Annotated in this window: 23 protein-coding genes; 6 read left to right on the top strand and 17 right to left on the bottom strand. The window is 41.2% G+C overall.

Annotated elements, in window-relative coordinates; genetic code table 11:
- Positions 1–10: 10 nt before the first annotated feature.
- Positions 11–2620 carry a T9SS type B sorting domain-containing protein gene (locus AC04NP_RS18670; protein WP_482861445.1) on the bottom strand — a complete coding sequence of 870 codons (2610 nt, stop codon included), beginning with the start codon at positions 2618–2620 and terminating at the stop codon, positions 11–13.
- Positions 2621–2693: 73 nt separating this feature from the next.
- Here AC04NP_RS18670 and rlmD point away from each other — a divergent pair, with 73 nt between their 5' ends.
- Together rlmD and AC04NP_RS18680 are read left to right on the top strand one after the other, a co-directional pair.
- A complete protein-coding gene (gene rlmD, locus AC04NP_RS18675) occupies positions 2694–4097 on the top strand; it encodes a 23S rRNA (uracil(1939)-C(5))-methyltransferase RlmD (protein WP_482861446.1) in 1404 nt (467 codons plus the stop codon).
- 232 nt (positions 4098–4329) lie between these two features.
- Positions 4330–5610 carry a tyrosine-type recombinase/integrase gene (locus AC04NP_RS18680; RefSeq protein ID WP_482861447.1) on the top strand — a complete coding sequence of 427 codons (1281 nt, stop codon included), beginning with the start codon at positions 4330–4332 and terminating at the stop codon, positions 5608–5610.
- On the opposite strand, the gene AC04NP_RS18685 is transcribed toward AC04NP_RS18680, so the two are convergent.
- The 10 genes from AC04NP_RS18685 to AC04NP_RS18730 all read right to left on the bottom strand — a co-directional run bounded on the left by AC04NP_RS18685 (position 5596) and on the right by AC04NP_RS18730 (position 13933).
- Positions 5596–6099, bottom strand: a complete 504-nt coding sequence (locus AC04NP_RS18685; protein WP_482861448.1) for a hypothetical protein — start codon at positions 6097–6099, stop codon at positions 5596–5598. The genes AC04NP_RS18680 and AC04NP_RS18685 overlap by 15 nt on opposite strands.
- Positions 6100–6117: 18 nt before the next feature.
- Positions 6118–7656: a type IV secretory system conjugative DNA transfer family protein gene (locus AC04NP_RS18690; protein ID WP_482861449.1), complete on the bottom strand. Its 1539-nt coding sequence runs from the start codon at positions 7654–7656 to the stop codon at positions 6118–6120.
- Between the two features lie 99 nt (positions 7657–7755).
- The gene (locus AC04NP_RS18695) at positions 7756–8271 is read right to left on the bottom strand and encodes a hypothetical protein (protein ID WP_482861450.1); all 516 of its coding nucleotides are present in this window, start codon (positions 8269–8271) and stop codon (positions 7756–7758) included.
- Positions 8268–8717 carry a hypothetical protein gene (locus AC04NP_RS18700; protein ID WP_482861451.1) on the bottom strand — a complete coding sequence of 150 codons (450 nt, stop codon included), beginning with the start codon at positions 8715–8717 and terminating at the stop codon, positions 8268–8270. Before AC04NP_RS18700 ends, AC04NP_RS18695 begins: the two co-directional genes overlap by 4 nt.
- Positions 8718–8810: 93 nt before the next feature.
- The gene (locus AC04NP_RS18705) at positions 8811–9548 is read right to left on the bottom strand and encodes a hypothetical protein (RefSeq protein WP_482861452.1); all 738 of its coding nucleotides are present in this window, start codon (positions 9546–9548) and stop codon (positions 8811–8813) included.
- 6 nt (positions 9549–9554) lie between these two features.
- A complete protein-coding gene (gene mobF, locus AC04NP_RS18710) occupies positions 9555–11039 on the bottom strand; it encodes a MobF family relaxase (protein ID WP_482861453.1) in 1485 nt (494 codons plus the stop codon).
- Between the two features lie 149 nt (positions 11040–11188).
- Positions 11189–11917 (bottom strand): hypothetical protein, encoded by a 729-nt coding sequence (locus AC04NP_RS18715; protein ID WP_482861454.1) that lies wholly within the window; start codon positions 11915–11917, stop codon positions 11189–11191.
- Positions 11918–11964: 47 nt separating this feature from the next.
- Positions 11965–12690: a hypothetical protein gene (locus tag AC04NP_RS18720; RefSeq protein WP_482861455.1), complete on the bottom strand. Its 726-nt coding sequence runs from the start codon at positions 12688–12690 to the stop codon at positions 11965–11967.
- Positions 12687–13481, bottom strand: a complete 795-nt coding sequence (locus tag AC04NP_RS18725; protein ID WP_482861456.1) for a hypothetical protein — start codon at positions 13479–13481, stop codon at positions 12687–12689. Before AC04NP_RS18725 ends, AC04NP_RS18720 begins: the two co-directional genes overlap by 4 nt.
- A 2-nt stretch (positions 13482–13483) precedes the next feature.
- Positions 13484–13933 (bottom strand): hypothetical protein, encoded by a 450-nt coding sequence (locus tag AC04NP_RS18730; RefSeq protein WP_482861457.1) that lies wholly within the window; start codon positions 13931–13933, stop codon positions 13484–13486.
- Between the two features lie 76 nt (positions 13934–14009).
- Between AC04NP_RS18730 and AC04NP_RS18735 the strand changes: the two genes are divergently transcribed.
- The gene (locus AC04NP_RS18735) at positions 14010–14225 is read left to right on the top strand and encodes a hypothetical protein (protein ID WP_482861458.1); all 216 of its coding nucleotides are present in this window, start codon (positions 14010–14012) and stop codon (positions 14223–14225) included.
- 139 nt (positions 14226–14364) lie between these two features.
- Positions 14365–14799, top strand: coding sequence for a hypothetical protein (locus AC04NP_RS18740; protein ID WP_482861459.1), 435 nt, complete (start codon positions 14365–14367; stop codon positions 14797–14799).
- An 18-nt stretch (positions 14800–14817) separates the two neighbouring features.
- Here AC04NP_RS18740 and AC04NP_RS18745 read toward each other — a convergent pair whose 3' ends face one another.
- A complete protein-coding gene (locus AC04NP_RS18745; protein ID WP_482861460.1) occupies positions 14818–15018 on the bottom strand; it encodes a hypothetical protein in 201 nt (66 codons plus the stop codon).
- A gap of 553 nt (positions 15019–15571) precedes the next feature.
- On the opposite strand from AC04NP_RS18745, the gene AC04NP_RS18750 reads away from it, so the two are divergent.
- Positions 15572–18496 carry a TrlF family AAA-like ATPase gene (locus AC04NP_RS18750; protein WP_482861461.1) on the top strand — a complete coding sequence of 975 codons (2925 nt, stop codon included), beginning with the start codon at positions 15572–15574 and terminating at the stop codon, positions 18494–18496.
- A gap of 331 nt (positions 18497–18827) precedes the next feature.
- Here AC04NP_RS18750 and AC04NP_RS18755 read toward each other — a convergent pair whose 3' ends face one another.
- Together AC04NP_RS18755 and AC04NP_RS18760 are read right to left on the bottom strand one after the other, a co-directional pair.
- Positions 18828–19877: a tyrosine-type recombinase/integrase gene (locus AC04NP_RS18755; protein ID WP_482861462.1), complete on the bottom strand. Its 1050-nt coding sequence runs from the start codon at positions 19875–19877 to the stop codon at positions 18828–18830.
- 720 nt (positions 19878–20597) lie between these two features.
- Positions 20598–20879: a hypothetical protein gene (locus AC04NP_RS18760; RefSeq protein ID WP_482861463.1), complete on the bottom strand. Its 282-nt coding sequence runs from the start codon at positions 20877–20879 to the stop codon at positions 20598–20600.
- Between the two features lie 51 nt (positions 20880–20930).
- Between AC04NP_RS18760 and AC04NP_RS18765 the strand changes: the two genes are divergently transcribed.
- Complete coding sequence (locus tag AC04NP_RS18765; protein WP_482861464.1) at positions 20931–21158, top strand: hypothetical protein; 228 nt, start codon at positions 20931–20933, stop codon at positions 21156–21158.
- Between the two features lie 4 nt (positions 21159–21162).
- On the opposite strand, the gene AC04NP_RS18770 is transcribed toward AC04NP_RS18765, so the two are convergent.
- From AC04NP_RS18770 to AC04NP_RS18780, 3 genes are all read right to left on the bottom strand, one after another.
- On the bottom strand, positions 21163–21549 hold the full coding sequence (locus tag AC04NP_RS18770; RefSeq protein ID WP_482861465.1) for a hypothetical protein: 387 nt from the start codon (positions 21547–21549) through the stop codon (positions 21163–21165).
- Positions 21550–21554: 5 nt separating this feature from the next.
- A complete protein-coding gene (locus tag AC04NP_RS18775) occupies positions 21555–21788 on the bottom strand; it encodes a hypothetical protein (protein ID WP_482861466.1) in 234 nt (77 codons plus the stop codon).
- A gap of 68 nt (positions 21789–21856) precedes the next feature.
- On the bottom strand, positions 21857–22662 hold an 806-nt coding region (locus AC04NP_RS18780), incomplete at its 5' end, for a hypothetical protein (protein WP_482861467.1).

A 22662-nucleotide genomic window follows, 5' to 3' on the forward strand; every position in this document is an offset into this window, starting at 1 on the left:
AAAACCATCCTTAATACAACACTGAAATTGTCCCGTTGTATTCCTCATTGGTAAATTTGAGAAAGTAATAATAGATGCCTGCAGCCGCGCCATCACCATCCCACTTAAAAGTCCGCTCCTTATCCTTAAATACTAACTTACCATGACGATTATAAATAACAATCTCTACAAACTGGTTGGCACAATTGTCTTCCGGCAGATCGGGGATGGTAAAATAATCATTGTAGCCGTCCTTGTTGGGGGTGAATACATTGGGGGGAAGAAAGTCGGTGTTATCGACAATAATATCTTCTATAGCCATTTTAAGGGTTATTGTATCGTATTGTGGCCTTATACAGTAATTATCCCAAACAACAAAGGAAAAAGTAATAAAATCGCCATACTGTCGATTGATACTTGGCGGTTCCGGTGAGGTGGTTATATCCGAGCAGGCCGGAATCCATGTGAACAGGGAACTCACCTTCCCTACTCCCCTGACAGGTTCAAAAATATAATTCATCCCTTCATATTTTTCCCTGTCCAGTAAGTCCACAAACACAGAGTCATTATCCGGATCAGTTCCAATGACATTGAATTTCACTTCGTCACCAACTTTAAACACCTTGGGCTGTTCAATGATCTCACTAAGACTGATTTCCGGCTCCTGGTTTTTCGGAGGAAGTACGATTATATTCACATTCAGGGTATCTGCGTTGGGAATTCTGCATTTGTCACGATCTGTCGCGATAAAAAGGAAGTTGAATTCATGCTTGAACTCCAGGTCGATGAGCTCACAATCCAGCTCCCACCGAAATGGTGATGAAACACTGGGGATCCCTTCCACTGCCTCAAAATTAATCTCATAGAAGTCCAAGGGAAAGCCTGCAGGTTCCACCCTGAGTGTAACATAGTCTTTATCAATATCATCTGCAAATACGGTAAAATCCAAGGTTTCACCTATTTCGGCAAAAAAAGTAAGATTGGGTAAATCCGCAGACACAACCGGATCGTTGTTGGGAGGCAATTGCACTGACAGGGACAGGTTCAAAGTATCCGCGTTTCCCAGTCTGCACTCATCCAGGTCATCAACAAGTACCCAAAGGTCGAATGTCGATTGTTTTGTAAAGTCGTAGATTTCACAACCCGTTTCCCATATAAACTCGGCTTCCAACTCTCCGGGTACACTCCGCGTGGTTTTTAAGCGCATCCCTACACTGGCCATATCCAGCCCATCGCGCAGCACAGCCTCGATGGACATAACATCGCCGTCAGCATCGATACCTTTGATGGGCAGGCTAAAAGTTTCACCGTCTGTTACCTGTCGGACGATCGTTTCCGATGCCGGATTCACGATTTCCGGACCGTTGTTCGGCGGAGGCTGAATGACTACCCCTATTCTTACCGTATCAGACAATGGCAGGCTACAGGCATCATCGTAAGCAACCAGGTCGATGTACATGGGCTGATTTATGGTATAAGGACAATCGGGGAAGCATACATCGGCCTTTAGGGTATCATCTTGATTAACAACAAAACCTCCGTTCAGGGATAAAATGCCGGAAACATCGGCGGAGAAATTGACAGGTATGGCTCTGAGGGTCAAAGCCTCGGGGGCATCGGCATCTTTCACAAACAGGTCGATACATTTCGGCTGGTCATCGCTGGTGAAAGTGATCATGGAACCATCTTTATAAAACTCGGTCTGGCCTTTAATCCTGGCAAATATTTCAGGAGCACTGCCAGGGACAGGGCAGTCAATCACCAGCATTTGAAAATCCCTCCTCACCTCGCCAATTTTTTTTCCATTTCTGAATTCCTCTGCCTTCACTCCGAATACAAATAAACCTGCCGAGGAGGGTGTTACTGTTAACAGTCCTGTTGACGATATATTTAAAGGTGGATGGCCGGGAATCTGATTGCCGATACCGACACCGGAAATCCAGGGCACATCCTGGTGAGGTACAGGGGTGGGTGTTGGAGTAGGTTCTATCGTGGAGCTATTTAAAGGTGAAACCATGGAGTAGACGATAGAGTCCCCGTCCGCATCACTTCCTGCAAAATCAGCATAATAAAACTGACCCGCACAGGCATAGTCGCTTAGCGGTGGAAATAACACCGGGGAAGAATTGACAAAAGGGTTTCCCCGCAGATCTACCACGGGAGGAAATTCAAGATAGTATGTTTGCCCTACAGTGTTTGGAGCCACCAAAACTACGTTGTCAATGGTATTGTTTCTGCAACATCTTTCCCAAACGATATAGTAACCCTCTGGATCACTGAATCTTTGGGGAGACAGATACGTAGTGGTTGTATAAACCAGCCTTCTGGTTCTTAATGATTCAATGGTACAATCGATATTGGTATAGGGCACAAAGGTAGTACGTATTTTATTGAGGGTCACCGATCGTATCAACGCATTGTCGCTCTTGCGATAGATAAAAGCGGTAAGGCTGTTTTCTTGTTGCAATATGGCAGGATTTCCGTTTATATCATCAAAGTACAGGATTAAATTAAATGTGTAGTTGAAGCTCTTGTGGTGTACCATTTCAAACTCACCACCAACAATATGAGTGCCAATGACTTTCCCTGAGAAAAAGAAGAAGAACAATAACAAAAGGGAAGTTTTTACAGAGAGTTTCATTATTGAATATAAGCATAAATTCCTTTTTTTGCGATTTAAACAGACAGGAATTTATCCACAGATAAAAATTTTAATGAGCGGCAAATTAAAGAATACCGTAATTAAGGGGGTGACTATTGAGAGCATAGGGGCTGAAGGTAAATGCATTGCCCGCCATGAAAACCGGGTTATTTTTGTCGATAAAGTGGCTCCGGGAGATGTGGCCGACATAAAAATTGTAAAAAAGAAGAAGAATTTTCTGACCGGTATTCCTGTGAAAATTGTCCGGTATTCGGAGCACAGAACCACGCCGTTTTGCGAGCATTTTGGGGTCTGTGGTGGCTGTAAATGGCAACATATTGATTATGAAACCCAATTATATTATAAAAGACAACAGGTAATAGACAACCTCGAGCGCATTGCCAAAGTAACGCTGCCAGAGATCAACCCAATTATACCAGCCGCTGACACACGCCATTACCGGAATAAACTTGAATTCACCTTCTCCAATAAAAGATGGCTTACCCATGATGAAATAAAGACAGCAACACCTCTTGATAAGAATGGACTAGGATTTCATATGCCCGGCAGGTACGATAAAGTAATCAATATAAACAAATGCCACCTGCAGGACGATATCTCTAACCGGATTCGCCTGGCCATCCTCCACTACGCTAAAGAAAAAAAACTGGCGTTTTATGACCTGCTGGAACACCAGGGATTGTTAAGAAATCTGATCATCCGTCTTTCAAACCAAAAAGAGGTGATGGCCATTGTACAATTTGCTCGCAATGAAAAGGAAAATATTGAAAATTTACTGGAACATGTGAAAAACCGGTTTCCTGAAATCACTTCACTGCAATACATGATCAATGAAAAAAGGAATGAAACCTATCAGGACCTGCAAATAATCTGTTATGCGGGCCAACCGTACATTACCGAGGAAATGGGCGGATTGAAATTCCGAATAGGTCCAAAATCATTTTTTCAGACCAACTCAGACCAGGCTTTAAAACTGTACCGGATTGCCAGCCAGTATGCCGGTCTCACAGGTGATGAAACGGTATATGACCTGTATACCGGCACCGGCACTATTGCCAACTTTGTAGCCAGACAGGCAAAGAAAGTCATAGGCCTGGAGTATGTCGAAGATGCCGTAGAAGACGCTAAAGTAAATTCCTCCATCAATCAAATAACCAACACGAGGTTTTATGCGGGCGACATAAAAAATCTCCTGAATGAAGACTTTATTGCCACACACACCGCTCCCGACGTTGTAATCACCGATCCGCCCCGCGCTGGAATGCATCACCATGTCGTTGATACCTTACTAAAAGTAGGGGCACCGAAAATAGTCTATATAAGTTGTAATCCAGCGACTCAGGCCAGGGACATCGGCATACTGAGTGCCAGATATGATGTTCTGAAGGTGCAGCCGGTGGATATGTTTCCCCAAACTTACCATGTGGAGAATGTAGTCCTACTTGACCTCAGATAGGAAATTCCCACTAAAATACTTGAAAAAAGCCCTTTAAAAGCCATTAAAGGGATTTTTTATTTCCAGTCGTTTCAAGTCTTTTCCAGTCAAAAATCGATATTTCCAGTATTTTTTTGTCCGTTTTTTGTCCTCGGACAAAAAAAACACAAACACATCATGCGGACAAAAAACTTTTATTTCATATCTTTAAGGTATGGGAAAGCACCTAAAAAAGCAGAAAAAACAAACGGTTGTGGAACTCAAAGGCAACCGTGTTGTCATTCGGTATAAATCCAAAAGATGGCCTACTGGGTATACTTTACATTCAGAAAGAAAAACACAGATTGCACAGCAATTCAGCAATGGAAGATTAAGGGTTGCCTGGAATAAAGAGCAGTACGAAGAAGCCAATCTATCTATCCTGAAAAAGAAGCAGCGCATAGATAAGCTCATCACAGAAGCCTATGAAAAGAACGTTGATGAAGTCACTTATGTCGAATCCTATCTTGTTGATAGAAACAAAAAACTTAAGAAACTATCTATCACCAAGAACTCACTGCTTACCAATTCTTTTAACGAATATGTTGAGGCAAAATCAACGTCAAAAAAGATCACTGAGGAAAGAAGTTTAGAGCGATACTCTTCTGAACTTAGCCGCTTGAAAAGTTATAAACCTAAAGCCAAAATTGGTGAAATAGACATTGCCTGGGTTGAGGCTTTTACCGAATTTTTAGCTACTCCCAAAAAAGAAACACGCCAGGTTTATGATAAGAGAAAAGGCAGCACTTACAGTGTTACCAAAACAGTTTCACAAAGCGACACGACGATTATCCGCTTTCTCAAGGATCTTAAATCCTTCTTTCGCTATATCGAGAAATATTCAGAATACAAACAACTGCCTATTGATGATGTCCAAGAATATATCGAGATTTTATCGAGCAAGAAAACTTCCCAGGATGAGATTGTTGCCTTAACACGGGAACAATGGGAAGACTATAAAAACTACACCCCTAACCCTCACAATCCAGCCGAAATCAAAACTTATGATGCTTTTAAGTTTAGCATATTAACGGGTCTACGGTGGAGTGACTTAACACGCCTTGAAGATATTCATGTGGTACGTGGAAAAATCAAGATGCACGCCGAAAAGACGAATGCCTACTTTGAAGTGCCGCTTAATCTGGAAGCTGAAGCTATCTTTAATAAATACGGAAGGTCTTTTGTTGGTGCATTTTCAAATAACCAACAACAAAATCAGAACCTAAGAAAAATATTGATGAAGCTAACCACCTTTCAGCATGAGGTACAAAAAACGACCTTCAAGCTTGGAAAGCCTATAAGGGAAACCATCAAAGCGTATGAGCAAATTACATTTCATTCGAGTAGGCGAACATTTGCAAGTTTTTGTGTGCGTCACGGCTGTACGCTTGATCAAATTCAGTTGTTTTTGGGCTGGACGGACATACGAACACTAAGGCGGTATTTATCGGCCTTTTCTCAAGAGAACACCACAGACGATCTACCGAAGTTTTGAACCTGTTTCTTTTTGGTAATTCTTCACGAATACCTCATAGTCAAAAGGCTTAAATTCTTTTAAATATGATGCAAAGCTCAAAACGTTCACGCCGCCATTCGCTTCGTTTTGAAATTGTTTGATGTGATTACCTTTATATAGCCAAGACTCCGATCTATTACATAGCAATGCAGCTTCACGTTTTTGTATGGTCGCTCGTGGATCAATGGTGTCTAAAAAATCAACTTCTAGGGCTTGCCTTTTTGATGCCCGTCTTAAGACCTCAATTTGCTCGACACAATAATCATTAATAATTAGATTGAGTTGGTGCATAGTTTCGATCACAGATTTCAAATGATTGATTTTCTGCTGGACGTTTTGGTGCTCTAAGCCTGAATAGTCTACAGAGTTTCTAATGAAATCCTCCTGCCTTTCAGCATTCTTCATATCGCTTAAAATCACCGATATAAAATCCCTGGTCAACCCTCGCCTTGTATTGTCTAGCTTCATAAGCGCAAGCGTTTTAATTCATTTCCTTTGATCAAACTCCACAATCGCAAAGTTCTTTTTTTCATTTCCCCAGGTTTTGCCAGCCTTGAACACCACCGTTTCAACCTTGTACCTATTAGCCTTTCTGCCAGTTTTCAGCGTTGTAAATTTATCGGGCTCAATGCGGTGCATTAATCGCTGGTTCTTGGTCTTACTAAACTCCATGTCCTTGCTGATCGAAAGATTATCAAGATCAACCAAGTGTTTGCCAATTTGCTCACTCGCCCAGGTATTTGTTTCAAAGTCAGCGTTGGTCCCGAAGAATTTCAAGTTGAGATTACCTAGCAAACTCCTGGCTCTGGCTTGGGGTTGATTGTTTCCCATGATAGGAAAAAGCCCGTTCATATTTTGGGTAAGGTAAAAACAGGATACCCAGGATGATCTTGCGGTAGCCTGAAACTGGAAATCATTTTGACCGATGAAATTTTGGACTTCATCAATGTATAGACATACGGGTTTAGGGTTATCCTCGTCTTCCACATCCCGGCGCTCGACTGCACCCTGAAAGATACTTTTAATAATGATGGAAGCGAATATGCCAGAAAGTCTGAACTCTTTAATTGGAAAGTCCACTATTACGATTTTATTTTCGTAGATGATCTTTTCAGGCATCAACTCCTGGCTTAAGCCTTTTGAAAATTGACTTTTCAAAATACCTCTATTCATGAAAGGCGAAACAATACCCATGAACGAAGCGACAACAATGCTCCGGCTTCGCGGCGCTAATCTGGCAAACTCGTTTAGCCAATAATCTTCCAATCGGTCCAAATCCTCAATGTCTTCTTCACTTTGAAAATCTGTACTTTGAACTTTGTAGAGAATACGAAGGAAGTAGTTTATTTCCATCATACCCTCTAGCTCTTTCACAGCTTCCTCGCGTGTGCTTTCATCAATATTCTCTTCAGTAGAGATTGTTCCTATGAGCTCCATATAACATTGGGCTTGTTCTTCATTGAATGAACTGGCCACCAGTTTGCGTATGTTGTAAATACTGACCTCTTCCTTTGCCAACAAGAGTGTAAGGATGCACATACTAATCAAGTCACGAAGGGCGTTATCCCAAAACCTTTCCTCGTTATTATTGCTACCTCCTGATTGATGTTGCCTGTTCTGTTCATTCAAATGCATAAAGGCATTTGTGGCATTGAAAATATCCCCTGCACCCTCTCCATGACGTTTTAATTCGTATTCAAGGAAATTAAACTCCAGGCCACTTTCTTTATTAAAGATGATCAGGTCATTTTCACGCCCTACGGCTTTAGCGTATTCTTCCCAACGTTTGCGCTCACCTGGCTTGGCACATAGCACCAAAAACCCGAACCCTGCCTTAAGCATCGCTTTTGCCAGAAACTTACCTACACCTGATGATTTACCACTACCTGTTGCGCCCAGAGCTAAAATTCCTTCGACTGCATCCGCCCAGGTGATGGGTGTATCCGTTCCGGGTATTGTACAAAGCACCTGATCCAATAAAGCCTCAAGGCGTTCTTTATCAGTTTGTTTTTGAAATATTCCCATTATTTCAACTGGTTTAATTCTTGTTTCTTTGATATATGCAGATCAGTTTTTTCAAGCCTCTACCGCCTCCCTGACCTTGTTCTTTCTTTTCCTATCGTTTTATCGACCCTTATCCATGCCCTTGTCTTTTCCCATGCTCTTTCCTTTATCTCGGTATTTGTTATGGGCATGATTAAAGACGTGGCGCTTACCCAGTTTTGTATGCTTATCCATGAAATCCTTCTTCATCCCTTCTTTATCGTATTCTATTTTCTGCTCTTTCATGAATTTGTCACGTTCTTGTTGGTCTTTCCAATCACGATCACCCTTGATGACTTCATGAGGTGATTGTTGCAGACCTGTCCGTTCCCCCCTGGCATAATGAACATCCTGCTTTACCCGATTATCATTAGATTTCTGTCTCTCTTCCTTAAACTTTTGCTTATTCTTTTGAAAAGCAATAAACCGATCCATTTTGCCACCTATGCGGCTGTACACTTCTGTTTTGTCCTGCACCTCTTTATCTGACAGCCCTTTGGTTTGTGCAGGTGCCGTAATGGGCTTGTTATAGTCTTCCGGCCTAACCGGTTCTAAATGATCAACCTGATCTTTTAGCTTCTTTTTTGCTCCTTTCATTCTTCGTCATTTTTAAGTTTCCCTATGATTTTATGTATTGATCCTCTGACCTGTATTTCATTGATAAAGATTTGAGACCCACCGTCGTCTTTGCCGCTTGGTGATTGTTTCACCCAAAGCAAATCACGTCCTACAATGTGCTCTTCAATGATGTGTAGACACCGACCCCTAATGAGTACCTGGAGATCATGCATAATGATCATCAATTCATGACCTTCTAAGACGACATAGGGCAAAAGCGCATAATGGATGGCATATGACCTGCCATAGGGCGTAAAGACCCTAAAATGATCTGTCACCTCCCCACGCGAAGTCACCGCAAAGAACTGCGTTGAACCCTTGCGTTTACCCAAATCCACAACCTCTTGCGGGTGGTCTTTATCTTGTATGGTCGTCTTTGGAAAGGCCCCGCGTAGAAGCCTTTTCCCGTCCCTGAACTCTTTCATGAGCTTTCATTTTCTGTTGTAAATCTTTTTGATAGCTGCGCTGCTGGCGTTTCAACAATCGCTGCTGATGGTCTTCAGCCAGATCCCTTGCGCTCAATCTATCTGCCGACGTGTGATTGATTTCTTCAGGAAATCCTTATCGGAGGTATATATCCTGACCTCTTTTGTTCCCCTTGAAACACCGACCAGGAAGGATTTTTCATTGATCCCGCCTTGTGATAAATCACTCATCGAGAGTAAAGTCGTATGTGCATCCTTTCCCTGGGACGAAAAACTGGTGTCTGTATATCCGTAGCGGAAATGGTAGAGATCATGAGCTACGGTCTTACCATTGCTCAACCTGACCCCACGCTTATTAAAACCTTGAATAGAATAGCTGGTACCATTCGCCATACGACTACCTTCTATCGAAGTGGCATTGTTAGTCAGTCGAATTTTATCCTCTACACTTAAGCCGATAGATTGCCTGGAATGAACCCCAAAATGCTCTGGATTTAGGTAAGGAAGATTAGAGACCGCACCTGTTTTAAGATCACGCACCAAGACATTTTGATCTTTGGAAATATCAATCACTTGATGATGAGATCCTGCCTTATACCCGCCTTTCTGGTTCCTGGTAAATCGAATGACCTGACCCTTTTGATAGCTCAGAACATCTTTTTTCTCAGCTACGGTCAGAGAGATATCCCTTAAAGTCTCAAAGGTCTTTTCAGGCCCATGAATGAGTTTTTTACTCTTCATTTCCCTGCGTACTGCCTGATTAATCAAATCACCCTCATGGTGGGTAGGAGAGACAATCAGTGTAGACTGCTTTTTAACAACGCTGCCCATGTAATCCTACGCTATTTTTTTAACCCGATCTTCATATTCAGGAATTTCATGGACATGACCTTGCTTGTTTAACTTCTGATACCCTTCTAAAATCCGTCCTTTATAGATGTCAGTTACCGCCGATTGATATTCAGGTGCATGTCTTTGGCGCATGATTTTATCAACCGTAGAGACTTGCAAACGGCTTTGTTTTTCCAAAATGGCAAGAGCATCACCATATTGAGAAGGTGGCCCCATTTGTTTGGTATCTCCACACATGATTATGCGGCAGTTATATTTAGTCCCCAGCTCCAGGAGAGCCGACATATTCTTCACACCAATCATCCCTGCCTCATCCACAAGCATGACATTATTGCGGAGTCTCTCTTGTGCTTTGGTGTTGTTTAACAGCCCTGCGATGGTGTTACTTTCAAGACCTTTTTCGGCTAAGGATAAACTCGCCTGTGTTGAGGGAGCTACCGCAGTCAGTGTCTTACCTAATTTTTGGTAAAATCCATTGAAGTAAGAAAATATGGTTGATTTACCTGTCCCTGGTGCACCTCTCAAAATGGTGGTTTGGTCAAAAGATTGAAGCTGCTCCTCGCAAGCCTTGCGCTGCTGCTCATTAACCCTTGTTAGCCAATGTTCATATAGCTCTTTGTCGTCGAGGGAGATTTTGCTTTTGGCTTTTCTGGTAAGTTTACCAAGTTCACCTTTTTGCTTTGCATTCAAACCCTTTTCAGCAGCAATGCGATTGATTTCATGGCTTCTTTCAGAAAAGCGTTCGATCAGTTCACGACTTACCCCTGCGAGCTTAATAAAATTACCATCGCGCTCGGTTTGAAAGCCTGCTGCCTCTAATTCGAGTGCAAGGTGATTGTGGTAGACGGTTCTCAGGTAATCACTATTCTTATGGAGATTATAAATCTCTAATGCCTGATACCTTCCAGTCTTTTCATTAAATGTAGTGTTTACTAAAAAGCAATGTGTATGTAGGTTTGGGGAGGCAATTTGCCTAATTGCTCCATCATGCTCAACATCCACTGGACGGCTTAAGAAGTGATCGAAAGCGGCATAAATAAGATTACCAGTATGAGTATAGCCTCTGGCGTATTTGGAATTACTTTGCGTATACATCATCTGCTCGGCCTCAAGCATTGCAGCTTGATAGCTCCGGCGATGCATCTCCAGGACTTCAGGGTTTTTAGTCAGTGAATGTAGAAGTGTCACACACTTAGGCGCACTAAAGGTTAGGTCAACACCTGCTCTTTCTTCGCCAGAATAGCGAACGCCTAACTTTTCGCCTTCAATTTCCGGATGAAGTCTTTTAACCAATCGTTCAAAATTTTCTTCAGTGACTTCCTTGCCTTCGATACCTAAGAGTTTACTGGTTTTACCTGCCCAATACGCTTTGATCTGCTTGTCCAGATAGTAGTTGCCTTCTTTGGACAAGCCGGACTTGTGATACTGAATTGCATGAGAAGCCTTATGCGAAACGGTTATCGTCAACATAGGCACTGTATTTAGTTCGAAATGAGATGGGAATTGGAGAAGCAGCGGGGCTATAAGAACGCCCAAAAAGACTGCTAAATTCTGCTTATTCTTATAGCAAATGCTTCTCCATTTGTCCAGAAAAAAAGGCGGTATGATACCTAACCATTTCATATATTGGTAAGAACCTTTATGTGTAGTTGCGTTACCTTATCGGTTACCAAAATGATGAGTTCATTGGTGGCGATGGAGACAAGCAGCCATCCAAAATACATATCTACCTGATAGTAAATGAATACAATCCCAAGGGCGATGGCCAACACCGTTTCCAGGAAATTGATAAAAAATTCGCCCACTGTTACCCATTTTGAGAACAGCTTTCTACACAGTAAATACAGGTAACTGGTGCCACGTTTCGAGATTTCTTTGGTACCGTATCCTGTCCAGTTGGTCAGTGTGTGAACTGTTGAGGCCAGCACAAAAACGATATTATAGGCCAGCACCGCTTTGGACTTTACGCTGACCACCGTCATGTCGTACACCTTATCCCAATCCCAGCCTTTCCATACGGATAAATCAGGTCGGGAAAATGAAAACAAGGCATCAAAAAATTCCCATACGTGAGATGAATTATATAATAATAGCTGACTGCTCCCTGCTAAAGTCAGACACACCCCCGAAACTAAAACCCCGTGTTTGCCTCCTTTGACAGCGCTAAGAATGTAGGCTTGTATGCCTCGATAGGCTCTAATGAACTGTCCTGAAAGAACCAACAATGCTTTACCAAATTTGGTAAATAAGAGTTTCCATACCGGGCTTATGCGAGCATTGTAAATCAACTCAACATCCCCAAGCTTGGGTGCTGGCTTTACCTTGATATTCCGATTTGACTTTTCCATCTGTAGAAGAGATTTGATGAGGTCAAACAACGTTTGATTAAAGCGGCTTAGAGTGTCGCCTTAATCTTTACTTCCTTCGCTCCAAAAGTTTCGAGCATCGCTTTCTTAAAGAATTTCACAGACCAAACACTGAGCTCGCTACTATTTTGTGTCACGACCAGTATTACTTCCGCCCCCGTTAAGTCCGGTAAACTGTCCCCATTATCCCCCTTGAATGCAGCAATGATCTTGTCAAAATCATCCATCAAACCGGAGGGGTTATTTGCGTATTTACCGAAACTTGTTACATAACCATTCTCAACAAAGTCGCTCTCTATGATTAACAGCGTGCGATCCACCCCGGGCTGAAACTGGTCTGTAATAGAAACCAGCGTTCGGAAAATCTCGGTTCTGGAGTCATCAACCGGCTGTGCCAACTCTTGGAAATCGACTAGCCCCTTTTGCAAAAACCTTGAGAGGTTTCGTCGTCGATCCAGTACTGAACCTCCATCAGCTTGAGGCAGGGTAGCCACATTGACCCTTGCAATTGAAGGCTCTCCAATGACAGATGTGTAGAGTGAAACTCCGGCATTAGAGTCTTTCAAATCAAGTAGACCAACAATCTTTTTGAAGGTCTCTTTTGGCTCAAAGGCTTCAGTCCTGGAATTGGTTGAAATGTCTGGCATATACGCTACAGTGATTTGCTGAGCATAACTGGCAACACACAGTAAGGTTGCCAAAATGGTTGCACCAACCTTGTTGGTGCTAACCTTAACATTGTTTGTTCTTTTCATGAGAAAAATCGTTTAAAAAATGGTGGTTTTTTGGCATACACTGCCTCGATAATGGCAATCCGTTGTTGGTGCATCAGATCAATCAATTTATCCTGATACCGTTGCTCACCGAGAAGGTGGCGTTCTTTTTGCTCACACTCTGAAATTTGGTTGTTGAGGGTTTCAATCTGGTCATCGACCTTATCCTTGGCAAGGACATTCAGCCTTTTCAACGCCCGGTCATATTCTCTTTGCAGTAAGGTGATTTTTGATTGGAACCAACGATAGAGAGATGACAGAGACAAAGACTTTTTGATGTCTTTCACATCCTCGCTGGCACGGGCTATCAAAAACTCTATCAGAACTGCAAACCCGTACAAAGTGATGGTTAAGCCGACACTTATGTAGTGGCGGTAGTGCTGTATTGAGCTAGCTTCTTCCAACGGGTCTTCTTCTTCGAAAACACCTCCAAAAACATCGGTTGTTTGCAATATCATAGCAACTTCCTGCCCCAGAAACGAGAAGACATTCAAGAGAAGAAAAAAGCCTACTGATATAAAAAAAAGAAGATTTTCACCCCTGGCCAGGAGCTTAGAAGACACAAAAGCGTTGCATAGAAAAACCAGTGCCATGCCTCTTGCATACCACTTGGCATCTTCCAACGGGATATCAAAAACATAGATAAAAAAGGGTTCTGTCATCCGTGAGTCAACCATAAAAAGGAAAAAGTAGATGAACAACAGGAACAGCAAGGCAATCCAATATATGAGCACCGGATCGAGCTGAATCCCCAAAAGTTTCTTTTGATCCATAATCATTTGTTTTTAGTGTTAGACATGTATTTTTTTAATTCGGTGAACCTTGATTTGAGGCTGGTTAAGCCAGCCTTGAGTTTATCAAGTCTTACAAAATGCTTGTCAGCAAGCCCTTCTTTTTCACTGGCTGTGTAGTGGTTGTGACGGGTATTTAAATCACCGGACTGACCTTGAGCATCTTTGAGCTTGTTTGAATTGTCTTCTAACTCCATGGAGTAGTGAGAGTCTGTGCGCAGCTTCAACTTTTTGTAATCGAGTTCCACTTGTTGCAGAGCAACCTCAATTGGAAACCCTGCTTTCTTGAATTTTTCAACTTCTTTGACCTGCCTCCAAATGAAGGCTTGGGGATCGTTTTGGAATTCTTCGAGGAGAGCAAGTGTATTTTTCATAGTGATGGATTTTGAATTGGTCATTCGATTTTCTTTGTGATAATTTTCTTTTTTCAACAATTATGGAGAGTTTTAGAAACATCGAGGGTACATCGAAGGGACATTAAAAGAGCATTGAACTAACATTCAAAAAAACATGAGTAAATCACGGGAAATCGTGGGGCAGGAACTCAAGATATTGGAGGACTTGTTTGATCTCGCGCTAGCTGTTTACGGAGTTAAGGATAAAAAATTTGTCAACCTTACTGCAAAGGAAACCAGGGAACTTCAGGAAGCAATTGTTGGGTATGTGGTGCGGCATGCCGACCCTAAATCAGCCAGGTATGCGAAAAGTGAGGATGCAAGGGGGTAGAATACTTATCGGGAAAAGCTAAGGAATAAATTGTATAAAAGTTACCCCGACAATGAGGACAAGGTTTTGTCTGACGAAGACAGAGTAATTCCTACAAAAGAAGATAAAATCGGTTCCTCGGAAAGCATGATTAACTCCGTTGTTTTATTCGCAACAAAAGGGAAGAAAAAAATTATGGTCGCTATACCGCTCATCTGTTAAAAATAGCGAGATTCAGGATAAAGGAAATAGTCTTGAAGGTGACAAACCAATCCCGGTTGTTATCGCTCTCCCCAATGCAGATTTCGCCAAAGAAGATGAAAGGGATGAATGGATGATCTATGAGTTGGCTTTTCTTTGGCATGAGAAAGAGCCGCTTGGTATTCAGGCTCATTTTTATGCAATGACCAGGGAAATTGAACTCACAAAATCCAAACTTCATCAAGCCGTGGAAAATGGACTACTTGAAGCTAGGACAGAGGTATTGCCAGATGGGATCACAAGATTTGTAACAAGACGAACTCTAGAGAAACATATTAAAGAACGAGGTCTTGTGAGGCCGGAGTTTTTAAAGCGGGAATTGAGGGTCAAATAGGTTTAGAATAAAAAGATCTTAACCTAATTCAATAATCCTTCCTGTCACTATTATAGAAGAGCTATAACTTCCCTGAACCTCGTTACCTATTTCTTTCAAGTCATCAATTTCATCAACGGGGATTGCAATTTGGGTTGCGCTGGCATGAATTAACTCCGGTGGGGGTGGGATAATTTCCCCCTCTTTGTTTTTAAATTCTGATACTAATACTTTCTTCATAAAATCCTCGATTTTGATAACAGTTGAATTTTTCACGCATCTGAAAAATAACATGCTGTTATGTTAATGTCAAAAATTCAGGGAAGATACGATGCCATATTCAGCTTTGAAGGAAAAAAGATAAGAGGCTTCGAGTCCGTATTGTTGGGGAACCAACCGTTTAAGCTGTGCTACATTGTGCTACAAATTGTGCTACATTTTTGCTTGACGGAAATAACTGTATTCCAATAAGCTGTTTTATATCAATGCTATAATTCACTTCTAGAGTGGCAGTTTTAATCCTACCCCCCTGATCATAACTGATACATCAAATCTCTTATATTGGCTTAGTATTATTACAGGACAAAATTGTCCTATAGAATATGATAAAGACGAATTATTAGAGTTTTTGCATCCGGATTGGTTTTCATCAGGTTTAGTACGCAAAAAGAATAATAATAGCAACTGACTTCTGATGCCCTTGTTTGTGTGAGAATAGGTCAATGATTCCTATATTGCATTTACCTCAGTAGTGTTATAATTATGTATTTTTTCCAATATCAATTTTAGACAAATGCAATATCCAAAAGGATCAGAATGGAGATTATGGGATCTGCACGTTCACACACCTCTATCCGTTTTAAGTAACGGATTCCCAGATGACTGGGATGATTATGTCAAGGGACTTTTTAAGAAAGCCATTCAACTAGAAATCTCTGCAATAGGAATAACAGATTACTATACCGTTGATGGTTATAAGAAGCTGAAAACAGAATACCTAAATAACAGGACTAAGATGGAAGAGCTATTTTCAGACGATGAAATAGCTAAAATCGAACGAATACTGGTTGTCCCAAATATTGAGTTTCGCATAAATAAGTTGGTAATTGGCAAGGAAGTGGATCCTTCCTGGAATAGACGGGTAAACTTTCATCTGATCCTTTCCGACAAAGTAGAGATTGAGGATATTGAGCAGAACCTGTTACACAATTTAAAATTTGAATACGAAGGTGTAAGTGATGGTAGCTCCCAAGAGTCAACACTTACTCATAGAAATTTGATACAATTAGGGCAATCCTTAAAGGAGCATCAACCTGAATTTAGTGGATATTCAGATTTGCAAGTTGGAATGCTAAATGCCTCAGTTGACGATAAGCAATTGATTGAAGTACTGGCAGAGAACAATAAGTTATTTAAGGGTAACTATCTAACGGCCATTTATGCAGATGAGGATTTGAGCCGGGTAAGTTGGACTTCACAGGGTCACCTTACCAGGAAGGTTTTGATTCACAAGTCTCATTTAATTTTTAGCTCCAATAAAGGAACAATCGACTTTGCTTTAGGTAAAAAACACGCTTCACAAGAAGATTTTAAAAAAGAATTCAAAACTCTCAAACCATGTATTTGGAGTTCGGACGCGCATAGTTTGGGCAAGCTCTTTGAGCCAGATGATGATAGGTTCACCTGGATCAAGTCTGATCCCACTTTTGAAGGGCTAAAGCATGTGATTTATGAGCCAGAGGATCGGGTCAAAATCCAAAAAAACAAGCCTGAAGAAAAGACTCCATACCTGGTAATTGACAAAGCTAGGTTTGTTGTAGAAAGTCCAAATGCCCTTTTTTCACCTGAATGGATAGAAATTAACCCCAACTTAAATACAATCATTGGCGGTAAGTCTTCAGGGAAGTCCTTGCTACTCTACCACCTTGCAAAGACCATTTCTCCTCAAATGGTAGCAGAGAAGATGCAGTTGGCTCCGTTGAACGATAACTATGAACTCTTTATACGAGACAATCCTTTCGATGTAGAGGTACTATGGCAAAATGGAAACTCCAGCTTGCTATCAGATCAGAAAGAAGATGAGTACCAAATAACCTTTATACCACAGCTTTATATCAATCAGCTTGTGGAAGAGAGGGGAGAAAAGCACCTGAGCGAGTTAGTAGAGGAGATTTTGGAACAGAATGAGGTGTATGTGGATTATTCTGAGGAGAAGCAGACATCAATTGCTCAATGTAAAACTACTGTCAACTCAGCTATTGATTCTCTCCTTAGCCTGCGAGAAGAGGCTAGGGATATTCAAGCAGAGATTAAAAAGATAGGAGACCTTAGAAGTATCAAGCAGGAAATCGAAAGGTTGAAAAAAGTAATAGAAGACCTGCGCAAAGAATCAGGCTTCTCTGAAGAGGATAATAGGCAATATCTAAGGCTAGCACAGCGTAAGAGTAACCTTGAAAACCGAAAGCGAAACTTATCAGACTTTGGAGGGAAGCTCAAATTAGTCAAGGATGGTATTGAGGAAATACTAGATGAGACCAAAGCCGCTATTTCTGAACTGATCTCTGATCAAAATTCGTTAGAACGGGAGAATTTAATTTTTGATTCGATCGAAAAGGATGTAGAGGCCGATATTGGTGGTCTGCAAATGAAATACGAAAACCAGCTCTCTATCTATGAAGGCAAGAATACCAGAATCCTAGGTGCAATAGACTTAGCTATCGCAGATACTATTCAGATGTTGGAGCCTTACAACAAAAAAGTAAAAAATCAGGAACTACTTAAAAAGGAAACCAAGGAACTTCAGGTACAGCAGAAAAAGGAAAAAGACATTCTGGTTTATAAAGATCAACTCAAGACCATATTTGAAAAAGGAAAGCGAGTCAACGATGTGATAATATCGAAGTATGAAGCTATGTTTAACTGCTACAAGGAGATACGTGATGAGCTGAACTCTGATAAGTTCCGGAAAATAAGTGATGATATTGAACTGCAAACCATCTTAGAGTTTGATCATATATCTTTCAAAAGTTTCAGCAACTCGTTCGATGGTCGGACTCGGTTCAATACCGTATTCTACTCTGCATTTAACGATGACAACGAGTTCAGCTATGATGAAGCTCGTCATATCTCCAATATTAGGTTGGTATTTGACAACCTTAGAAATCTCAATCAGTCTGAAATACGGGTGAAGCAAGAATATACTACCGAGCACCTTTATAAATCGCTTCTCTCAGATTGTTTCAAGTTCAAATATGTGATCAAGCACAAAGGAGATGATATTCTAAGAGGTATGTCTCCTGGTAAAAGAGGGGTCGTTTTGTTGGAACTAATCCTCCATTTGAGTAATGCTACCCATCCTATTTTAATAGATCAACCGGAGGATAACCTGGACAATCGAACGATCTATGATGATCTAAGAGGGTACATTAAGGAGAAGAAAATACAGAGACAGATTATCATTGTCACGCATAATGCGAACATGGTGGTGGCTACAGATGCTGAGAATGTAATAGTGGCAAACCAGGACGGTCAGCAACCAGGAAAGGATAATCGTGCCTTTAGATTCGAATATGTTTCCGGGGCCCTTGAAAACACCTTTTTTAAACCCGAGGAAGCTGGAATCCTATATCAGCATGGCATTAAAGAACATGTATGCGATATTCTTGAGGGAGGTCAAGAGGCTTTTGAAAAGAGGGAGGAGAAGTATGGTTTTAAGTAAGCCAGTTACTGTTAATATAATGCAGAGCAAAGCGTTTTTTTGTAGCAAAATTTTAATGATAAACTGATTTTGACAAAATTCTCCAGCAGTTATTAGCACAAGTGATAAATCGCTTTGGTACAGTTATGGTACAGTTAAAAGATGAAAAACGGCTAATAATGGCAATTGTCGAAACCAGAAAACTTAATTTTTCTGCGGTTTTTGCAATTACTGGTTCCGCTCATAACGGATTGGTCGCTGGTTCAAGTCCGGCCTGGCCCACCAATCTCACCACATGTTTTAGAGTTTTTTGGTCTTCCTGTTTTCCAGCTTGGTACAGTCATGGGTACAGTTAAGTGGTTTTTCCCCATCGAGCTTGTTTGATTATGTCTAAGTAGACCTTGCTCATGTGACCATAAGTCCTGTCAACCATTTCTGGAGTCGAGTGGCCCATATTTTCAGCGATGAATGCTGATGCAATGCCTTCTTGCTTTAATAATGAAGCATGAGTGTGCCTGAGTGTATTGGGTGTAACATTGCCATTGATACCAGCTAATTCACGAGCATATTCGAAGCTTCTTTTTACACTTTTTATCTTTTTGCCTTTGTTGTTAATGACATATTCAAGTTCATTACCTTTTGCTCGTCTGAGAAAGTGATTTAATTGCGGTGGAATAGGAACCACGGCATACCCCTTCGTATCAGATTGTTTGGAGGATCTGTAGTCAATTACTCCATTAACCAAATCGACTTGTGACCATCTCAGGTCTAATATCGAGCCAGAGCGACTACCAGTATATAGAGCTAACTGAATAAATAGCGGCAGGTATTTAGCTTTACTTTTTCTAGCTGCATTCAACAACAGAGCTAACTCCTTCCTATTTAGCCATCGATCTCTCGCTGCTGCTTTTTTTGGTTTCCATAGTTTAGGAGTTTGAGAAATCAAATTATTGTCTTCTGCGTAGTTAAGAGCAGCATTAAGATGTTCAATTTCGGCCCTTAATGAATCATTCGATATTTCTCGACCCCGTTTGATTTTAAACTGTGCTCTTCTTTTCTGCACATATTTCTGGCACTTGGCTTTGTTAAGATCAATGACCTTTAGTGAAGCCCAATAGGGGGTCAAGGTATCATGATATGTTAAACCTCTTGATGGTCTGGCGGTATGCGGAATGTGATTTTCGAGATAATGAGCGAGAATTTCACCTACGGTCAGATTAATATTGGTGACTCTGCCTTCACGCCTTTGTATTAAGATTTCGATAAGCTCATCCTCAGCCTCTTGCTCGCTTGCACAGCCGCCAATGAGCCAACGTCTTTGTCCATTAACAAATTCTCGGACACCCCACCAGCCGCGATCTTTTCTTTCAGCAACATGTGGTCCTTTATTTCTTTTCGCCATGTTTTTCTCCTTACGAAGTCTTCTAGTGAGTTTTGAGTGATCCGAATGTTGTTCTTGGAAATTTTAATACATTCAAGTTCTCCCTGATAAATAAGACTCTTAACAAAACTCTCATTGGGTTTATCTCCCTTGAAAAGCTTGAGTTTTGTTGCTACTTCTTTAAGTGTGAATAATTCTGGTATCATATATTTTTCACCATGCCTTGTCAATTATGACAATAATTAATTGATGTGTTTGGATCGTATTTGGGTCATGCTAATCCACTGAAAAACAATCACTTGATCTCCCTAGACGTAATGTCTGTGTAAAAACCTAGACCTTTGGCTGTGTATTGGTTCAATGCGCCCTGGTTGCACCTTTCATGGCTTCATAGCAATCAGTCTTAGATCAATCACTCTTTGTTCTTGATAAGCCTAACCTCGCCATGAATGTGATAGTAAGATTTAGTGATTTTATCTCTTGCAAGAAAAAACAGGCCATGATGTGACCTGTATAGTTTAGTTGTTTAAATGGGGCGCTTGGTTTTTGGTCGGTAAATTTCTAAGTGTTTTGTTACTCCATAGAAGGTTGCTTACCAAGGCAATCTTCAATTACCCTTTTTCTACTTAATGGCTTGATGTACTTCTCACCAACCAAATACATTCTCTGTTTCATGTTCGCAACTACTTTCTTGAAAAGAAGGCAGAGGCATAAAGCCCCTGCCTCAAGTTTCCTACATAATTACTCTTCAGTTTCACTAGACTTGTTACCGTCATAGTTAATCTCAAATGCTCGTCGAACAATCTTACCGTCTACATCTGGTAAAACTGGAATTGTTGAATTGGCCCATGAGATGTAGGTAACATTGTTATCAGATACCTGAAGCCATCCTCTAGCTAATTCAATGGTTTCTTTGTCTCTGACCTGTCGCCCATTAGCATCTATCCTATAAAATGCCTTTTCTTGGATAAGACGGTGAGTTGGTCTGTTTTTGGTTTCTTGGTTTTCATTAGAGCCAGTCATAATAGTTTCCTTTCTGTTTAAATATTAGACCGAAGGGATTACTCCCTGTGCATGAACCCTTGCCCAGCGGCGAGTGTCGCTGACCAACCACGCTTCAGCGTGGTAGTGACCTCGTTTAAAATTCATGGATTTTTCATGAACTTCTCGGGAGACCGCGAAGCGGCGGTAAGTTCATTGAAAAACAGCCCAAGCGTCCATGATTTTGAAGTAAGCTGGACTACGGGTTCCTTGCATCAGATACGATGCAACTATGATAAGTGTTCACTCGCCCCTGAGTGAACACCTAACTTTCTAATTTCAATTGAGTTGGCAATTTGAATTTATGGCGCGTTACTTTTTCAACTTGAAAAGAGTAAGTAGAGAGCCATAACCGTTTTTGTCCTATTTTCCATTTTTCAATTTCTGATGACCTGGCGTAACATCCGTCTTCATCTTCGAGGACTTGAATATCTATGCGCCCATCTTCTTCACAGGAATTAAGCAGTATGTCCATATTATCACCCAGAGGGTTGAATGTGTCTTTCAGTTGTTGAACCAAGCCACTTAAAGTTTGATCCGTAAAGCGTTGATTACTAAACCATGACTTTGACGTGTCCGGTTGACAACCTTTGTTAAAAACATCTTCTTCTGAATGGCAGATAAACCCATCGGTTTCATATTGTGTATTCATGTCACTTACTCCAGATACATAAGGGTTGCCTCTTGGCAATCTATGGGCAGGTCTTCAAACTCTATCAGTTTGCCCAGATGATCACCCGGTGTGGCTGTGCAATGCGTTCCAATACTATGAAAAGGTGTCGAGTTCATGCCTAAAGCGGTGTAGCTGCCATTGGTTTCAAGTTGATTAAAAATAACCGTGTAGCGATCCATCGTATCCCCGCCATTATCTCTGATTTCTAAGATTTTCATTTTTAGCCTTTCCTTGAGAGGGTGGCAGGGACACAATAAGCCCCTGCCAAGTTGGTTATGTATTGAATTTAAGCTGGCTCTGGCTGGTGAATACCAACCTGCAAAGGCTTTGGTAGCCAATTGCTGCCTTCAAGCTGTTTTTCAGCGGCGTTAGCCAAGTCACTTTTCTTAAGCTTCTTGAAGGAACCAGCTACGCCTGCGCCTTTAACCTCTTTGATAGCATTCATAATATTGTCTTTGGAGATATGATTGAAATACAGGCTTGCGCTTGGTTTCCAATATTTGGTCATATCCAGTTTCAGAAGATCAGCCAACTCATAGATCATATCTTGTTTGCTTTTAGAAATATGCTCTTTAGGGTGCTTAATCGCATCGAGTGTACCTGCAAAACAAAATGCCAGCAGTTCCATTTTCTGTTCTTTCTTCAACGAAGAAATATCTTCGTAAAGGGTAGCGACATCATTAGGTTGAATAATATTCTCCCATTTTTCAAAAGCTTTTTGCTTATTGGCATGGGCAAAGCAATCCTTAAGACTTTCATCATCATGAGGGAAATGTGGTTCGCCCATTCGTAGATGAAAACATGAATTGCTATGACCTGAATTAGTCAGAAATGTTTCTTTGACCATTTTGGTAAGCACAAGATCAAAAGCGATTTCTGGTGACTTGCTCAAAACATCTTGCAGGGCAAGGGTTTTATGAGAGGTTAGACGTTCCATTAAACGCTCGGAAATTTCCTTTTTAGGTTTCAGGTCTGCCTTAACATCATTGGTGGGCGCTTGCTTTTCTACCAAGCCTCGGATGATATGAATTTCACCATGACGATAAGAAACATAGACTCCTGCACTAGCTTTTTGTTCGCTTGTATAAGCTT

Source organism: Agaribacillus sp. DX54 (assembly GCF_056858335.1).

Coding starts and splice junctions, on each gene's coding strand:
- AC04NP_RS18685 (WP_482861448.1), bottom strand. CDS start 6,099: ATGAAGCTAGACAATACAAGGCGAGGGTTGACCAGGGATTTTATATCG.
- AC04NP_RS18725 (WP_482861456.1), bottom strand. CDS start 13,481: ATGGATCAAAAGAAACTTTTGGGGATTCAGCTCGATCCGGTGCTCATA.
- AC04NP_RS18705 (WP_482861452.1), bottom strand. CDS start 9,548: ATGGGCAGCGTTGTTAAAAAGCAGTCTACACTGATTGTCTCTCCTACC.
- mobF (WP_482861453.1), bottom strand. CDS start 11,039: ATGTTGACGATAACCGTTTCGCATAAGGCTTCTCATGCAATTCAGTAT.
- AC04NP_RS18770 (WP_482861465.1), bottom strand. CDS start 21,549: ATGAATACACAATATGAAACCGATGGGTTTATCTGCCATTCAGAAGAA.
- AC04NP_RS18765 (WP_482861464.1), top strand. CDS start 20,931: ATGAACCCTTGCCCAGCGGCGAGTGTCGCTGACCAACCACGCTTCAGC.
- AC04NP_RS18715 (WP_482861454.1), bottom strand. CDS start 11,917: ATGGAAAAGTCAAATCGGAATATCAAGGTAAAGCCAGCACCCAAGCTT.
- AC04NP_RS18760 (WP_482861463.1), bottom strand. CDS start 20,879: ATGACTGGCTCTAATGAAAACCAAGAAACCAAAAACAGACCAACTCAC.
- AC04NP_RS18735 (WP_482861458.1), top strand. CDS start 14,010: ATGAGTAAATCACGGGAAATCGTGGGGCAGGAACTCAAGATATTGGAG.
- AC04NP_RS18755 (WP_482861462.1), bottom strand. CDS start 19,877: ATGGCGAAAAGAAATAAAGGACCACATGTTGCTGAAAGAAAAGATCGC.
- AC04NP_RS18775 (WP_482861466.1), bottom strand. CDS start 21,788: ATGAAAATCTTAGAAATCAGAGATAATGGCGGGGATACGATGGATCGC.
- AC04NP_RS18690 (WP_482861449.1), bottom strand. CDS start 7,656: ATGGGAATATTTCAAAAACAAACTGATAAAGAACGCCTTGAGGCTTTA.
- AC04NP_RS18670 (WP_482861445.1), bottom strand. CDS start 2,620: ATGAAACTCTCTGTAAAAACTTCCCTTTTGTTATTGTTCTTCTTCTTT.
- AC04NP_RS18720 (WP_482861455.1), bottom strand. CDS start 12,690: ATGAAAAGAACAAACAATGTTAAGGTTAGCACCAACAAGGTTGGTGCA.
- AC04NP_RS18695 (WP_482861450.1), bottom strand. CDS start 8,271: ATGAAAGGAGCAAAAAAGAAGCTAAAAGATCAGGTTGATCATTTAGAA.
- rlmD (WP_482861446.1), top strand. CDS start 2,694: ATGAGCGGCAAATTAAAGAATACCGTAATTAAGGGGGTGACTATTGAG.
- AC04NP_RS18750 (WP_482861461.1), top strand. CDS start 15,572: ATGCAATATCCAAAAGGATCAGAATGGAGATTATGGGATCTGCACGTT.
- AC04NP_RS18745 (WP_482861460.1), bottom strand. CDS start 15,018: ATGAAGAAAGTATTAGTATCAGAATTTAAAAACAAAGAGGGGGAAATT.
- AC04NP_RS18700 (WP_482861451.1), bottom strand. CDS start 8,717: ATGAAAGAGTTCAGGGACGGGAAAAGGCTTCTACGCGGGGCCTTTCCA.